This is a genomic window from Streptomyces sp. CY-1 (assembly GCF_047218265.1).
Lineage (GTDB): Bacteria > Actinomycetota > Actinomycetes > Streptomycetales > Streptomycetaceae > Streptomyces > Streptomyces niphimycinicus.
Window position 1 is genome coordinate 762,911 of record NZ_CP178393.1, and the last position, 15,289, is coordinate 778,199.

A 15,289-nucleotide genomic window follows, 5' to 3' on the forward strand; every position below is an offset into this window, starting at 1 on the left:
CCCGTGCGCGGCGTCATGAGACTCAGCCTGCGGCAGCGCACGGAGCGGAAGTGGCTGCTGGCCGCCGAGCCCGACGTACTGGAGGAGCTGCGCCGGCTGCGGGCCCGGGTGACCCATGTGACCGGCGCCCTCGCCGCCACCAGCGACGGAGTGGTGCTGGCGCATGACACGGCCGTCGAGGCCGAGGGCGTGGCGGCGCTGACCGCCGCGGCCCTCGGGGTGGCGCAGTCGCTGGCGGGCGCCACCGGGCGGGGCGCCTTCCGTGAGCTGCTGGTCCGCGGCGAGAACGGCTATGTGGCCACCTATGCCGCGGGTTCCACGGCCGTGCTGACCGTTCTGGCCGGTGACCGTACCAATGTCGGCCGTCTCCATATGGAGGCCCGCCGCTCGGGCGCCCGGCTCGCCGATCTGGTGGGCGTCGCCCTCAGCAGGGCCGAGCAGCCGCAGCCCTGACCACCACGACCTTTTCCCGCCCGGCGCGTACACCCGCGCCGGCACCCGACCGGACATCACTGACATCGAAAGGAACAGCCACGATCATGGCGAATACCCAGACCGCGCTCAAAGAGGCGATGACGTCCATCGAGGGCGCCCTCGGCGCCGCGCTGGTCGACTACTCCAGCGGGATGGCCCTCGGCACCGTGGGCGGCGGAAAAGAACTCGACCTGACGGTGGCCGCCGCGGGCAACACCGATGTGGTGCGCGCCAAGGTGCGGACCATGGAACAGCTCGGTCTACAGGACTCCATCGAGGACATCCTCATCACCCTCGGCAGCCAGTACCACCTGATCCGGCTGCTGAGGGGCCGGGACAGCCAGGGGCTCTTCCTCTATCTGGCACTGGACAAGAACCGGGCCAATCTGGCGATGGCACGGCACCAACTGCGCAAGATCGAGGCCGAGCTGGAGGTCTGACGTCCGGGCCGCATGGCCCCCGATACGGGCGCGGGGGCCGCTCGACGAGCGGCCCCGCCGTCTGACCGGGGCGGTCGGCATGCGCGGGGTCACCGCACTCACCGCACCAGGCAGGGACGCTTGTTGTCGAAGGTCCAGCCCGGAATGAGATAGCGCATGCCGACCGCGTCGTCCCGCGCCCCCAGCGCCTTCTCCTGGTAGAGGGCGTGGGCGGCGAGGAGCCGGTCGCGGTCGAGCCGGATGCCGAGCCCGGGGGCGTCCGGGATGGCGATCTCACCGCCGGTGATCCGCGGCGGCTCGACGGTGAGCCGCTCCAGTCCCTCCTGCCAGATCCAGTGCGTGTCCAGGGCGTTGTACTCGCCCGGGGCGGCGGCTCCGCAGTGGGCCACCATCGCCAGGGAGATGTCGAAGTGGTTGTTGGAGTGGCAGCCCCAGGTCAGCCCCATCTCATGGCAGAGCTGGGCCACCCGTACCGACCCCTGCATGGTCCAGAAGTGGGGGTCGGCCAGCGGGATGGAGACGGACTGCAACGCCAGTGCGTGGGTCATCTGCCGCCAGTCCGTGGCGATCATGTTGGTGGCGGTGGGGAGTCCGGTGGCGCGCCGGAACTCCGCCAGGATCTCCCGGCCCGAGTAGCCGTCCTCGGCCCCGCAGGGGTCCTCGGCGTAGGCGAGCGTGCCGAGCAGCGGCCGACACAGCTCGATCGCCTCGCGCAGCGACCAGGCGCCGTTGGGGTCGAGGGTGATACGGGCGTCGGGGAACCGCTCCTTGAGCGCCCGTACCGCCTTGACCTCCTCGTTTCCCTCCAGCACTCCGCCCTTGAGCTTGAAGTCCTTGAAGCCGTAGAGGTCGTAGGTGGCCTCGGCCTGGCGGACGATCGCCTCGGGGGTCAGCGCCTCCTCGCGGCGGATGCGGTACCACTCCGCCTCGGCGCCGGGTTCGCGGACGTACTCCAGGTCGGTCCGGTCGGGGTCGCCGACGTAGAACAGATAGCCCAGGACCCGTACCGCCTCGCGCTGCTGCCCGTCGCCCAGGAGCGCCGCGACGGGCACCTCCAGATGCTGGCCCAGCAGGTCCAGCAGGGCCGATTCGACGGCGGTGACGGCGTGCACGGTGGTGCGCAGATCGAAGGTCTGGGTGCCCCGGCCCCCGGCGTCGCGGTCGACGAACCGCCGCCCGATCTCGGCCAGCACCCGCTTGTAGTCGCCCACCCGCGCCCCGACGACAAGGGATTCGGCGTCGCGCAGGGTCTGGGTGATCTTCTCTCCGCCGGGGACCTCCCCCAGTCCGGTACGGCCCTCGGAGTCCTCGAGGACGACCACGTTGCGGGTGAAGTAGGGGCCGTGGGCGCCGGAGAGGTTCAGCTCCATGCTGTCCCGGCCGGCGACCGGATAGACGGCGAACGAGGTGACGGTCGGCTGGCTCATCGTGGCGTCCTTGGGTCGGTGTCTGAGCGGTCGGGGTCGGAGCGGTCGGGGTCGGAGCGGTCGGGGTCTGAGCGGTCGGGGTCGGAGCGGTCGGGGTCGGAGGGGTCGCACAGGGAGGGTTCAGATGATGGCCTCGATGGCCAGCACGCCGCCGAGGCCGAGGACCGCGAGCACGGTGGTGTAGGTGGTGCGCGCCTTGATGGCGTCGATGACGGAGAGGTTGAAGTACTCCTTGAACATCCAGAAGCCGGGGTCGTTCACATGGCTGAAGGCGATCGATCCACAGGAGACGGCGAGGACCATCAGCTCGGGGTGGACTCCGCTGTTCTCCAGGAGCGGCTGCACCACACCGGCGGCGGTGACCACGGCGACCGTAGCCGATCCGAGCGCCACCCGCAGGACGACGGCGATGAGCCAGGCGAGGATGATCGGCGAGATGGACCAGCCGTCGGTGAGGTCCTTGATGTAGTCGGAGATCCCGCCCTCGACCAGGACCTCCTTGAACGCGCCGCCGGCCCCGATGACCAGCAGGATCATCGCCATCGCCTGGGCCGCCGAGTTGCAGGAGGCGCTGACCTCGGCAAGGCTCCGGCCGATCCGGGGGCCGAAGGCCCACACCGCCAGCAGCAGGGTCAGCAGCAGGGCGATCGGCGCGGAGCCGATGAAGGCGATGACGTGCAGGGCGGGGCTGTCGCCGGACACCGCCATATCGGTCACCGCGGCGCCCGCGATCAGCACCACCGGGACCAGGGCCACCGACAGCGACCAGCCGAGGCCCGGCATCTCCTCCTCGGTGAAGGTGCGCTCGCTGACCAGGCCCTTGGGGATCTCGGGGTCCATCCGCCGGACGAACGGGAGCCGCGGCCACACCAGGGCGATCAGCGCACCGGCCGGAACGGCGATGAACAGCCCGTAGAACAGGGTCAGACCGACGGAGGCGTGGAAGGTCGAGGCCACGGCGGTGGGTCCGGGGTGCGGCGGCAGAAAGCTGTGCATGGTCGACAGGGCGATCGACATCGGAAGCCCGACCCACAGCAGATTCTTGCGGGTGACCCGGACGATGGTGAACGCCACCGGCACGATGATGACGAAGGCGACCTCGTAGAACATGGTCACGCCGATGAGCATGGCGGTGACCACCATCGCCACCTGGACCCAGCGCAGTCCGAAGGTGTCGATGAGGGTGCTGGCTATCCGCTGGGCCGCGCCGCAGTCGCCCATGACCCGGCCGACCATGGCCCCGAGACCGACGACGAGCATGGTGTCGCCGATCTGACCCCCGACGCCCTCTCCGAGGACATCGGGGATCTTCTCCACCTCGACCCCCCGCACCAGCGCGACACCGACGGCCACGAGGAGCAGGGCGATGAAGCCGTTGAGCTTCAGCTTGGTCATGAGGAACAGCAGGATCACCACGCTGATTCCGACGACGACGAGAGGCATGTCTTCAGTTCCCCTTTGAACTGCGGCCGGTGAGCTGGAGGCTCGAGCGGATCGCCACACGGGTCAAGGAGTCCACGTACATGCACTCCGTCTATATATGAAGATGGAGGCTAGAGGGGTGAACACCGCTGGTCAATGGGTGTGCCGGGGATTCGCGATCGGCGCCGGTGTGAACCGGACTTACCGGGCGCCGAATTCGGCCTTGGCTCCCGTCCAGGCGCGGGCCTGCTCGCTGAGGGTGATGCCGAGGCCGGGCCGTGCGGACACCCGCATCCGGCCGTCGCTGATCTGGAGCCGCTCGTTGAACAGCGGCTCCAGCCAGTCGAAATGCTCCACCCACGGCTCGTGCGGATAGGCGGCCGCGAGATGGAGGTGGATCTCCATCGCGAAGTGCGGGGCGAGCTGGAGATGGTGCTGTTCGGCGAGGGTGGCCAGCTTGAGGAACTGGGTGATGCCGCCGATGCGCGGTGCGTCGGGCTGAATGATGTCCGCCGCGTTGTGGCGTATCAGCTCCCAGTGTTCGGCGACGCTGGCCAGCATCTCCCCGGTGGCCACGGGGGTGTCCAGCGAGGCGGCGAGGGCCGCGTGGCCCGGTGCGTCATAGGCGTCCAGCGGCTCCTCGATCCAGACCAGGCCGAACTCCTCGAAGGCGCGCCCCATGCGCTGTGCGGTGGGCCGGTCCCACTGCTGATTGGCGTCGACCATCAGCGGCACCTCGTCGCCCAGGTGCTCCCGTACGGCGGTCAGCCGGCGCAGGTCCTCCTTGCCGTCCGGCTGCCCCACCTTGATCTTGATACCGCCGATTCCGCTGGCCAGGGAGGCCGTGGCGTTCTCCAGAACCTGCTCGGTCGGCGTGTGCAGAAAGCCGCCCGAGGTGTTGTAGCAGCGGACGGTGTCGCGGTGCGCGCCCAGCAGCTTGGCCAGCGGCAGCCCGGCCCGCTTGGCCTTGAGGTCCCACAGGGCGATGTCGAAGGCCGCCACCGCCTGGGTGGACAGCCCGCTGCGGCCCACGGAGGCACCGGCCCACACCAGCTTGGTCCAGATCTTGCCGATGTCGCTGGGGTCCTCACCGAGGAGGGTGGGCGCGATCTCCTGGGCGTGGGCGAACTGGCCGGGCCCTCCCGCGCGCTTGGAGTAGCTGAAGCCGATGCCCTGGTGTCCCTCCTCGGTGGCGAGTTCGACGAAGAGGAAGGCCACCTCCGTCATCGGCTTCTGGCGCCCGGTGAGAACCTTGGCGTCACTGATGGGCGTGGCCAGGGGAAGGACGACCGAGGACACTCGGATCCAGGAGACCCGGTCGAGGGTTGCCTCACCAGGCTGCTGCGCGGGGTGCGTTGCCGTATGCGATGTGGTCACCACGTGTTGTCCCTGTGTGTGGGCCCGTATGCGGGGCGAGTGGATATCGCCGGATCCGCCCCGGGGCGGCCGGCGAGCTCCTTTGCAAGCTAAGGTCGCCGGACGATCTACGTCTAACTTAAAATTGGCATGCGTTGATACCGGGAGAGCATCGTTGTTCACGCTCATGCAACTCATCAGCTTTGTGACGGTCGCCGAGGAGCTGCATTTCACCCGGGCCGCGGAGCGGCTGAAGATGACCCAGCCGCCGCTGAGCCGCCAGATCCAGTTGCTGGAGACCGAGTTGCGGGTCCAGTTGCTGGAGCGCACCAACCGCTCGGTGAGACTCACTCCCGCGGGACGCGCCTTCCTCACCGAGGCCCGCCGTATCCTGCGCCAGTCCGAGCACGCCGTCCTCGCCGCCCGGCAGGTGGCGACGGGCGAGGCGGGGTCCATCGCCATCGGCTTCACGGCGGCCAGCGCCCATTCCGTACTCGGCACCCTGCTGGAGATCGCCCGTGCGGCCATGCCGGGCGCGGAGATCACCCTGCGCGAGATGGTCACCCGGGATCAGTTGGAGGCCGTCACCGAGCAGAGCCTGGACCTGGGCCTGGTGCGGCCCTCGGTCACCGGACCGGATCTGCGGTCCCGGCCCGCGGCCCGGGAGCGGCTGCTCGCCGCCCTGCCGACGGGACATCCGCTGGCGGCCGGCGAAGGGCCGCTCCAGGTGGCCGACTTCGACGGGCAGGATCTGCTGATGTACTCGCCCATCGAGGCGCGCTACTTCAACGAGCTGCTCATCAGCATCTTCCGCGCCGCACACGCCACCCCGGTGTTCTCCCAGTACCTGAGCCAGGTCCACACCATCCTGGCCCTGGTGAACGGCGGCTGGGGAGTGGCCCTGGTCCCGGAGACCGCCGCCCGGCCGCGCTACCCGAACATCGTCTTCAAATCGGTGGAGCCGGCCACTCCGGAGCCGGTAGAACTCAACCTCGTGTGGCGTAAGAACAACGACAACCCGGCCCTGCACGCGCTGCTCCGCCACGCGGCCGCCCTCCTCCCCACCCAAGGAGCCTGACCGTCGTGACACCCAGAACCTCCGGTGGCCTGCTGCGGCGCCACCGTGACTTCCGGCTGCTGTGGTGCGGTGAGACCGCCGGGAAGTACGGTGCCGCCGTCACCGGAGTGGCGATGCCGCTGATCGCGGTCAGCACCCTGCACGCGGACACCTTCGAGGTCGGGCTGCTGACCGCCGCGAGCTGGGCCCCTTGGCTGGTCATCGGCCTTCCGGCGGGGGCCTGGGTGGACCGGTGGCGCCGAAGGCCGGTCATGCTGGCGGCCGCCGCGGTCTCGCTGGTGCTGTTCGCGAGTGTCCCGGTGGCCGCCTGGTGCGGTCTGCTGAGCATCCCACTGCTGCTGGCCGTCGCCCTGTTGACGGGTACGGCCGCGGTGTTCTTCCAGACCGCCTACAGCGCGTATCTCGCCGGCCTCCTGGACCCCGGGGACCAGCCCGAGGGCAACGCCAAACTGCACGGCAGCGCGTCCGCGGCGCAGATCGCCGGCCAGGGCTCCGGCGGTCTGATCGCACAGCTCGCGGGCGCGGTGAACGGCATGTTCGTCAACGCCGCGACCTTTCTGGTCTCCCTTGTCTGCCTGACCGGCATCGGCTTCCGCGAACCGCGCGTCCCCCGGGCCGAGCGCCCGCCCCGGGCGCTGGCCCATGAGGTGGCCGAAGGGCTGCGGCTGATCGCCCGCGACCGGTGGCTGCGCACCCTGACGCTCTTCGCGGCCGCGTCCAACCTGGCGCTGATGGGATACCAATCGATCCGGGTGGTCTTCCTGGTCCGTACCGTCGGTCTGTCCCCCGGGCTGGTCGGTGGGCTCATCGCGGCCGTCAGCCTCGGCGGCGTCGCCGGGGCGTTCTGCGCCCGCCGTGTCGCCGCCCGGGTCGGCGACGCCCGGGCGACGCTCCTGTTCGAGCTGGGGCTGGCCGTGGGCGCGCTGCTCATGCCGATGACCGCCGAGGGGCCGTGGGTCGTGCTGTTCGTGGCGGGCGGCTTCTGCGTCACCGCCGGTGTGGTGGCCGGCAATGTGCTCAAGGCGGGCTTCCAGCAGCGCTATTGCCCGCCGGAGCTGCTCGGCCGGCTCACCGCGTCATCGGCGTTCGTCAGCTATGGAACGCTGCCCCTGGGAGCGCTGCTCGGCGGTGCGCTCGGCACCGCGCTGGGTCTCCGGGCCGCCATGTGGATCACCACGGCGGGGATTCCGCTCGCCGGGCTGATCCTGCTCTTCTCCCCCATCCGGCACTCCCGGGACCTTCCGGCGTCGGCGCCGGTGCAGCCACACCATGAAGTCCCGGTCACGTCATGAAGGGCCGGTCACGTCGTGGAGTCCCGCCCATGCCATGAAAAGGAGCTGTTCCCATGACCACTCCCCCGGCCGCTCCTCTCGCCCGACGCACCACGGTGCCCGGGGCGCTGGCGGCCCGTTATGACCTCGCGGGTGCCCACTACGCCTCGGCGTTCGCCTTACCGGTCCCACGGGCCGGGGCCCTGACCGCCGAGCAGTGGGCGCGGGCCGTCTTCGAGGGCGCGCCGGCCCCTCTGCGGCGGTTCCTCGTGCTGGGCTGGACGCTGGGGCTCGGGCTCCGGCTGGGCCCCAGGACGTCGCCACGCCATGTCCTGGGGTGGGCCGTCTCGGACGCGGCGGACCACTCGCTGACCCTCACCGCCCGCTCCCCGCTGGTGCTCACGCACAACGTCGTGGCCGTCGAGGACGCGAGGGTCCTGTGGGCGACCTTCGTACGGTTCGACCGGCCCGTCGGCCGCCCGCTGTGGGCCCTGGCCGCGCCGGTCCACCACCGAACGGTTCCGCGTCTGCTCGGGCGGGCGGCCCGCGCTGCCGCGTCGGCCGGGGAAACCACCCGCGGTGACGGCCGGTTGCCGTAGCCCCCGGTCGCGTCGCCCGGCCCTGCGGCCCGAGCTACGCTCAAAAGGGAGGGACTCGGTTCGCCTTCGAAGGGAGCGTTTCCGTGTCCGTCACATCACGCGCGTCGACTCCGGCGCCGCTGCCCAGAGATCGCGACTGCCCCTTCGACCCGCCCGGTGCCTACGAGGCGCTGCGCGCGGAGGGCGGGGCCAGCCGGCTGGCCTTTCCGGACGGCAAGGCGGGCTGGCTGCTCACCCGGCACGAGGACGTGGCGCAGTTGCTGGCGGACGAGCGGTTCAGCTCGGACCGCCGCCGGGCCTCCTCGCCGGTGCACGCGTTTCCGGTCCGCCCGGACGATCGTCGCATGCTGGGCTCGTTCATCGGCATGGATCCACCCGAGCACACCCGCTACCGGCGGCTGCTGAGCAAGTGGTTCACCGCCCGGGGGATGCGGCGGCTCCAGCCCCGGATCGAGGAGATCGTCGACGGCCATCTGGCCGCGATGGAGCGCGCCGGTCCGCCGGCCGACCTCGTGACGTCCTTCGCCCAGCCGATCCCGTCGCTGGTGATCTGCGAGCTGCTGGGGGTGCCGTACGAGGACCGGGGCGACTTCCAGCGCTGGGCAGCCGTTCTGCTCCGGATCGGCCAGGCCGAGGAGGAGGTCTACGCGGCCCGGGACGCGCTGTGGGAGTACATGCGGGAGCTGATCGGCACCAAGCGGCACCGGCCGGACGAGGCGCTGCTCTCCCGTCTGGTCAACGGCGAGCACGGCGCGCCCGGCGGCTCCGGCACCGCCACGGCGGCCGGGCTGACCGACGAGGAGCTGACCGGCGTGGGGCTGCTGCTGCTCATCGCGGGCCATGAGACGACGGCGAACATGCTGGCCCTTGGCACCTACGCGCTGCTGCGCCACCCCGGGCAGTCGCGCTTGGTGCGGGAGCGGCCGGAGCTGATCGACCACGCGGTCGAGGAGCTGCTGCGGTATCTGACCATCGTCCAGTTCGGGACGGTACGGGTCGCCCGGGAGGATCTTGAGATCGCCGGGGCGCGGGTGCGGGCCGGGGAGACGGTCGTCGGGTCGCTCGCCTCGGCCAACCGGGACCCCTCGCGGTTCTCCGACCCCGACACCCTGGACGTCACCCGCGAGACGGCCGATCAGATCGCCTTCGGCCATGGCATCCACCAGTGCCTGGGCCAGCATCTGGCGCGGATGGAGATGCGGACGGGCTTTCCCGCCCTGCTGCGGCGCTTCCCCACGCTGCGCCTGGCGGTGCCGCCCGAGGAGGTGCCCCTGCGCCACGACATGCTGATCTACGGCGTCCATCGGCTCCCGGTCACCTGGGACCGGGCCGCCGGTTAGGCGACCGGCAGGTCCGCCCACCAGGTGATGCCCTCATGGCAGGAGTGGCTGCCGTGGCGCGTGGAGAGCGCGGTGACGATCCCGAGGCCGCGGCCGTGCTCATCGGGCTCGAGGTCCTCGTCGGCCCGCTGACCGGCCGGCACCGGACCGCCGTCGGTCACCTCGATGCGCAGGCTGGCGGAGCCCTCGCACTCGGTCCAGCGCAGCCGCAGCACGGCCGGGGGCAGGGCGTGCAGGATCGCGTTGGTGACCAGTTCCGAGATCACCATGAGCGCCTCGTCGAGGCAGTCGTCCGACAGCTCCCATTCGGTCAGCAGCGCGTGCGCCCGCCGCCGCACGGTGGCGACGGCCTCGCAGATGTGCGGGACCGGGAGGACATGGCCGTCTCCCCCGTCCGCCTCGTCCGCCGGGGGCCGGTCGGGGACCTCGCCGTGGGTCACCACCGGCGCCAGCAGGGGATCCGGTTCCGGCGCCTGGGAGCCGATGAGACGGGCGCCGTTGAAATCGACGGTCTCCGCGGCCTGCCCGGTGGCGCCGGGCTTCGGGTAGCTCAGTTGTTCCGCCACGTCTCCTCCTCTCCGAGCCGGGTGGGTTGTCCGTGCCGGGCACCCTTCGGGCCACCTTTTGGCATCCTGGTCTTCTTGTCCCGATACGGACGCTATGGCCCCTCTCCATCGGGGTCAACGAATCCGAGTCGGCATTACCGAACGTTTGGCGTTTTCGCCGACAGGCTGTGCCACTGGCCGAAGAGCTACGATCGCGTCATGGCCGGCCCGGTGCAGTCCATCGAGCGGGCGGCGGCGATTCTGCGGCTGCTCGCCCAGGGCTCCGGTCGGCTCAGTCTGGGCGAGGTGGCCGCCTCGCTCGGCCTCGCGAAAGGCACCGCGCACGGCATTCTGCGCACGCTCCAGAGCGTCGACTTCGTCGAACAGGACAAGGCGACGGGGAAGTACCAGCTCGGCGCGGCGCTGCTGCACCTGGGGACCAGCTATCTCGACATCAACGAGCTGCGGTCCCGCTCCATCAACTGGACCGACGCCCTGGCTGCCCGCAGCGGTGAGGCGGTCCGGCTCGGAGTGCCCCTGGAGGGCAAGGTCCTCATCGTCCACCACGTCTTCCGGCCCGATGACACCTTCCAGACCCTGGACGTGGGCTCGCTGCTGCCCCTGCACGCCAGCGCGCTGGGCAAGATCCTGCTGGCGTACGGGGCGACCCCGCTGGAGCCGCTCATGGAAACCGAACCGGAGCAGTACACCCGTCACACCCTCGTCTCTCCCCAGCAGCTCAGCCGGGCGATGAGTGAGATCCGCGAGAACGGGTGGGCGGTCGCGACCGAGGAGATGATGGTGGGCGAGGCCGATATCGCCGCGCCGATCCGCGGGCAGGGCGGCCTGGTGGTGGGCGCGGTCGGCATCTCCGGCGCCGTGGACCGCCTCTGCGACGGCAAGGGCCGCCCGCATCCCTCACTCGTCGGGCTGACGCGCGACGCCGCCCGGGCGATCTCCCGCGATCTCGGCGCGGCCCGCTGGTGACGCCCCATGCCCTGCTCGAACCCGCCCGAAGGCAGGCCAGGCCATGGTTGAACGCTATGTGATGTCCATCGACCAGGGCACCACGTCCACCCGGTGCATCCTCTTCGACCACCAGGGACGGCTGGTCTCGGTCGGCCAGCGAGAACATCAGCAGTACTTCTCCAAGCCCGGCTGGGCCGAGCACGACCCCGCCGAGATCTGGTCCCATCTGCGCCGGGTCGTCGTGCCCCGGGCCCTGGAGGGCGCGGGGATCGGGCCCGAGCAGATCGCGGCCATCGGCATCGCCAATCAGCGCGAGACCACGGTGGTCTGGGACCGGCGCACCGGCGATCCGGTGTGCCACGCCATCACCTGGCAGGACACCCGTACCAGCGGCTATGTCGAGGAGCTGCGGCGGACCACCGGTGACGACTTCTTCCTCGAACGCTGCGGACTGTCCCCCACGACCTACTTCTCGGCGCCACGGCTGCGCTGGCTGTTCGACCATGTCGACGGTTTGCGCGAGCGCGCGGGGCGCGGGGACGTGCTGTTCGGCACGATGGAGAGCTGGCTGATCTGGAACCTCACCGGCGGGCCCGACGGCGGGCTGCACCTCACCGACGCCACCAACGCCAGCCGCACCATGCTGATGAACATCCGCAGCCTGACCTGGGACGATGAGCTGCTGGCCTATTTCGATGTGCCCCGGGCGATGCTGCCGGAGATCCGTCCCTCCGCCGAGCGCTACGGCATGGCCCGCGCGCTGCTGCCGCAGGTCCCGATCTGCGCCGCGCTCGGCGATCAGCAGGCGGCGCTGTTCGGACAGACGTGTTTCGCCGGCGGCGAGGCGAAGTGCACCTACGGCACCGGCAGCTTCCTCCTGCTCAACACCGGCACCGAGCTCGTACGGTCCCGGCACGGGCTGCTGACCACGGTGGGCTACAAGCTCGGCGACGAGCCGACGGTCTACGCCCTGGAGGGCCCGATCGCCGTCACCGGCTCGCTGGTGCAGTGGTTCCGCGACCGCCTGGGCATGATCCACAGCGCCCCCGAGATCGAGACCCTGGCCCGCGGCGTCGAGGACAACGGCGGCTGCTATATCGTCCCCGCCTTCTCCGGGCTCTTCGCCCCGCACTGGCGCAGCGACGCGCGCGGAGTGATCGTCGGGCTCACCTCGTACATCACCAAGGGACATCTGGCCCGGGCCGTCCTGGAGGCCACCGGCTGGCAGACCCGGGAGGTGGTCGACGCCATGAACGCGGACTCGCCCCAACCGCTGCGGCAGCTCAAGGTGGACGGCGGGATGACGTCGAACAATCTGCTGATGCAGTTCCTGGCCGATGTCCTGGACCTGCCCGTGGTGCGCCCCATGGTCTCCGAGACCGTCTCCCTAGGGGCCGCCTACGCCGCCGGGCTCGCCTCCGGCTACTGGCCCGATCTGGAGGGGCTGCGGCGCAACTGGCACCGCGCGGCCCAGTGGATGCCCACGATGGATCCCGCGCGGCGGGAGGCGGAGTACGAGAACTGGCGGCGGGCGGTCGAGCGGTCGCTGGGCTGGGCCAGGTCGTAGCCCGGGGCACCTAGGTCGTAGCCCGGGGCACCTTTCCGGGCGGGCCATATCGGGCCCCGTCGGGCCCCGGGGAAAGAATCGTGCCCGAGGTGGACGTGTGAGTTCCATGAGGCGGGGTATTCGAGCCAGCCGCGGCTGTTGAAAACCAGTCGCTCTGGGACCCAGAAACCCATGAAGACCCAAAACCCGATCCATGGACGGAATCATGACCAGCCCTTCCGATGAAAACGTCTCCGCCACCCAGCAGGCCCTCGGCGAGCTGGCGGCCGACCGGGCGGACGAGTCGGCGCTGAACACCCTTGCCAACAGTGAGGTCCTCCTCCCCTCCGCCGAGAGCGGAGAGGAGACCGACCCCCAGGCCGTGACCCTGCCCGTGTTCCAGCAGGAGGACGGGGCTCAGCTCGTACCGGTCTTCACCACTCCGGCCCGGATGCACCAGGCCCTGCCCCAGATCGAGCGGTACCACCTGGTGCCGCTGGGCGCGCTGGCCCAGGGATGGCCCTCCGAGGAGCTCTCCCTGACCATCGACGCGGGTGCCCCGGAGGCCGTCACCCTCTCGGCCACCGGCGTACGGAGCCTGCTCAGCGGTTCCGGTCCGGCCGCCTGACCCTTTTCGGCCGCGGCGGCCCGTGCCCTTCTCTCCACGGGCACGGGCCGCGGCGATGCCCGGATGATGTCGGAGCCGCCCCTCCCCCACTCTCGCGGCGGACCGCCGTGGGCCGCCCGTCGATTGGTCACCTTCCCGATCCATCGTCTACAGTCTCGTAGACATTCACTGGTTGCGGAAAGACACCGGCGGGACGGATCACGTGAGCGCGATCAACATCGGACAGGCCGTGGTTCTCGGCGTCGTCGAGGGGGTCACGGAGTTCCTCCCGGTCTCCTCCACCGGCCACCTCAAGATCACTGAGGGGCTGATGGACATCCCGGTGGACGACAAGTCCGTCGTCGCCTTCACCGCCGTGATCCAGGTCGGTGCCATCGCCGCCGTCCTGCTGTACTTCTTCCGCGACATCCGGCGCTTCGCCACCGCATGGGGCCGGGGGCTGGTCAACCGCGAGGAGCGGTACCACCACGACTACAAGTTCGCCTGGTGGGTCATCTACGCCACGATCCCCATCGTGGTCGTGGGCCTGGCGGCCAAGCCGCTGATCGAAGGCCCGCTCGCCTCCCTGTGGGTGGTGGCCGCCTCGCTGATCGTGGGCAGCGGGCTGATGTGGCTGGCCGACCAGATGGGCCGTCACAAGCGCGGGGAGGACGACACCAGCCTCAAGGACGCGATGCTGGTCGGCTCCTCGCAGATCCTCGCGCTGCTCTTCCCCGGCTTCTCCCGCTCGGGCGCCACGATGTCCACCGGCCTCATCCTCGACCTGGACCGCCTGGCCGCCACCCGGCTCTCCTTCTTCCTGGGCATTCCGTCGCTGACCGGCGCCGGTCTGTACGAACTCAAGGACGCCATGGGCGGTGGCGTGAGCACGGTGCCGCTCGCGGTGGGCACGGTGGTGTCCTTCGCCGTGGCCTACGCCTCGATCGCCTGGCTGCTGAAGTTCGTCGCCAAGCATTCGTTCAACGCCTTCGTGATCTACCGGATCGTCATCGGTCTGGCGCTGTTCGGACTGCTCGGCTCGGGCGTCCTCAACGCCTGACGCCGTCACTCGGTCACCACCGGATAGTCGATGTAGCCGCCCGCCCCGCCGGTGTAGTACGTCCCCGGGTCGCCCGCCGCCGGCTCGTGGTCCAGGGCGAACCGGGCCACCAGGTCGGGGTTGGCCACGAAGTGCGTGGCGTAGGAGACGGCGTCCGCGAGCCCCGCCTCGATCACCGCGTTCCCGCTCTCCCGGCCGAAGCCATGGTTGACGATCAGCGGGCCGTCGAAGAGGCGCCGGTAGCGGGCGAAGGCGTCGTGGCCGGGGGCGGCGCCCGGCGCGGCGGGGGCCGGTCCCCGCAGATGCAGATAGGCCACGGGCTGGTCGCTCAGCTCCGCCACGAGCGCGTCGTACTCGGCGAGCGTCCGCTCATCGGCGGTGAACCGCTCGGCGGTCCAGTACGGCGACAGACGGACGCCCACCCGGCGGCCGTCCCAGGCCGCGGCCACCGCGTCGACGATCTCCACCAGCAGCCGCCGCCGTCCGGCCGGGTCGTGGCCGTAGGCGTCGTGGCGGCGGTTCAGCCGCGGATTGAGGAACTGCGGGATCAGGAACGAGCCGAGGGCGTGGATCTCGACTCCGTCGAAACCGGCGCGGCGGGCGTTCGCCGCGGCGGCGCCGTAGTCCGCGACCGTCTCCCGGATCTCCGTGATCGTCATCTCCCGCGGGGTGACCGTCTCCTTGGGCCCGCCGGGCGTGTAGGAGCGCTCCCGGGGATCGACCGCCGAGGGGCCGGCCGGAAGCGCTCCCCCGAGGTGGTCCGGGTGCGAGGCGGCGCCGGTGTGCCATAGCTGGAGCACGATCCGGCCGCCGAGGGCGTGGACGGTGTCGGTGACCCGCCGCCACCCGCCGACCTGCTCCTCGCTGTAGACGCCGGGAACGTTCGGGAAGCCGATGGCCCGCTCGCTGACCCAGGTCCCCTCGGTGATGATCAGCCCGGCCCCGGCCCGCTGGCCGTAGTAGGCCGCGTGCATACCGTTCGGGACCAGCCCCCTACCCGTGGCCCGGGCCCGGGTCATGGGGGCCATCACCACCCGGTTGGGCAGCCGGAGGTCCCCCAGGTCCGCGGGGCGCAGCAGTGGCTGGTCCAGGACTGTCGGACAGGTGGTGCTCATGGTGTGTTTCTCCTCGTCACCTCGGCCTGGTCACCCCGGC

15 protein-coding genes are annotated in these 15,289 nt (G+C 70.7%); 10 read left to right on the forward strand and 5 right to left on the reverse strand.

Features of this window, described 5'->3' with window-relative positions:
- Window positions 1-15: 15 nt before the first annotated feature.
- Together ACK1X7_RS03525 and ACK1X7_RS03530 are read left to right on the forward strand one after the other, a co-directional pair.
- Entirely contained in the window at window positions 16-453 is a 438-nt protein-coding gene (locus ACK1X7_RS03525; protein ID WP_351885057.1) for a roadblock/LC7 domain-containing protein, read from the forward strand.
- 86 nt (window positions 454-539) lie between these two features.
- Window positions 540-914 carry a hypothetical protein gene (locus ACK1X7_RS03530; protein ID WP_390794558.1) on the forward strand — a complete coding sequence of 125 codons (375 nt, stop codon included), beginning with the start codon at window positions 540-542 and terminating at the stop codon, window positions 912-914.
- Between the two features lie 98 nt (window positions 915-1,012).
- Here the strand turns inward: ACK1X7_RS03530 and ACK1X7_RS03535 are convergent, their stop codons facing one another.
- From ACK1X7_RS03535 to ACK1X7_RS03545, 3 genes are all read right to left on the reverse strand, one after another.
- Entirely contained in the window at window positions 1,013-2,341 is a 1,329-nt protein-coding gene (locus ACK1X7_RS03535; RefSeq protein ID WP_390794559.1) for an enolase C-terminal domain-like protein, read from the reverse strand.
- A gap of 120 nt (window positions 2,342-2,461) precedes the next feature.
- Window positions 2,462-3,784 carry a gluconate:H+ symporter gene (locus tag ACK1X7_RS03540; RefSeq protein WP_385147122.1) on the reverse strand — a complete coding sequence of 441 codons (1,323 nt, stop codon included), beginning with the start codon at window positions 3,782-3,784 and terminating at the stop codon, window positions 2,462-2,464.
- 180 nt (window positions 3,785-3,964) lie between these two features.
- Window positions 3,965-5,143: an L-talarate/galactarate dehydratase gene (locus tag ACK1X7_RS03545; protein ID WP_413114613.1), complete on the reverse strand. Its 1,179-nt coding sequence runs from the start codon at window positions 5,141-5,143 to the stop codon at window positions 3,965-3,967.
- 151 nt (window positions 5,144-5,294) lie between these two features.
- Between ACK1X7_RS03545 and ACK1X7_RS03550 the strand changes: the two genes are divergently transcribed.
- The 4 genes from ACK1X7_RS03550 (at window position 5,295) to ACK1X7_RS03565 (ending at window position 9,407) form a co-directional block, all read left to right on the forward strand.
- Complete coding sequence (locus ACK1X7_RS03550) at window positions 5,295-6,197, forward strand: LysR substrate-binding domain-containing protein (RefSeq protein ID WP_385147125.1); 903 nt, start codon at window positions 5,295-5,297, stop codon at window positions 6,195-6,197.
- A gap of 5 nt (window positions 6,198-6,202) precedes the next feature.
- Window positions 6,203-7,489: an MFS transporter gene (locus tag ACK1X7_RS03555; RefSeq protein WP_390794560.1), complete on the forward strand. Its 1,287-nt coding sequence runs from the start codon at window positions 6,203-6,205 to the stop codon at window positions 7,487-7,489.
- Between the two features lie 53 nt (window positions 7,490-7,542).
- Complete coding sequence (locus ACK1X7_RS03560) at window positions 7,543-8,067, forward strand: DUF2867 domain-containing protein (protein ID WP_385147131.1); 525 nt, start codon at window positions 7,543-7,545, stop codon at window positions 8,065-8,067.
- Window positions 8,068-8,150: 83 nt separating this feature from the next.
- Entirely contained in the window at window positions 8,151-9,407 is a 1,257-nt protein-coding gene (locus tag ACK1X7_RS03565) for a cytochrome P450 (protein ID WP_390794561.1), read from the forward strand.
- Here the strand turns inward: ACK1X7_RS03565 and ACK1X7_RS03570 are convergent.
- The gene (locus ACK1X7_RS03570) at window positions 9,404-9,973 is read right to left on the reverse strand and encodes an ATP-binding protein (RefSeq protein ID WP_413114614.1); all 570 of its coding nucleotides are present in this window, start codon (window positions 9,971-9,973) and stop codon (window positions 9,404-9,406) included. The two genes, ACK1X7_RS03565 and ACK1X7_RS03570, sit on opposite strands and share 4 nt — an antisense overlap.
- A 198-nt stretch (window positions 9,974-10,171) precedes the next feature.
- Here ACK1X7_RS03570 and ACK1X7_RS03575 point away from each other — a divergent pair, with 198 nt between their 5' ends.
- From ACK1X7_RS03575 to ACK1X7_RS03590, 4 genes are all read left to right on the forward strand, one after another.
- Entirely contained in the window at window positions 10,172-10,939 is a 768-nt protein-coding gene (locus ACK1X7_RS03575) for an IclR family transcriptional regulator (protein WP_413114615.1), read from the forward strand.
- A gap of 43 nt (window positions 10,940-10,982) precedes the next feature.
- A complete protein-coding gene (gene glpK / locus ACK1X7_RS03580) occupies window positions 10,983-12,488 on the forward strand; it encodes a glycerol kinase GlpK (protein WP_385147142.1) in 1,506 nt (501 codons plus the stop codon).
- Between the two features lie 205 nt (window positions 12,489-12,693).
- Complete coding sequence (locus ACK1X7_RS03585) at window positions 12,694-13,095, forward strand: SseB family protein (protein ID WP_014058204.1); 402 nt, start codon at window positions 12,694-12,696, stop codon at window positions 13,093-13,095.
- A 202-nt stretch (window positions 13,096-13,297) separates the two neighbouring features.
- Window positions 13,298-14,134 (forward strand): undecaprenyl-diphosphate phosphatase, encoded by an 837-nt coding sequence (locus ACK1X7_RS03590; RefSeq protein ID WP_385147145.1) that lies wholly within the window; start codon window positions 13,298-13,300, stop codon window positions 14,132-14,134.
- Window positions 14,135-14,139: 5 nt separating this feature from the next.
- Here ACK1X7_RS03590 and ACK1X7_RS03595 read toward each other — a convergent pair whose 3' ends face one another.
- Window positions 14,140-15,249, reverse strand: coding sequence for an alkene reductase (locus ACK1X7_RS03595; protein ID WP_385147148.1), 1,110 nt, complete (start codon window positions 15,247-15,249; stop codon window positions 14,140-14,142).
- Between the last annotated feature and the right edge of the window lie 40 nt (window positions 15,250-15,289).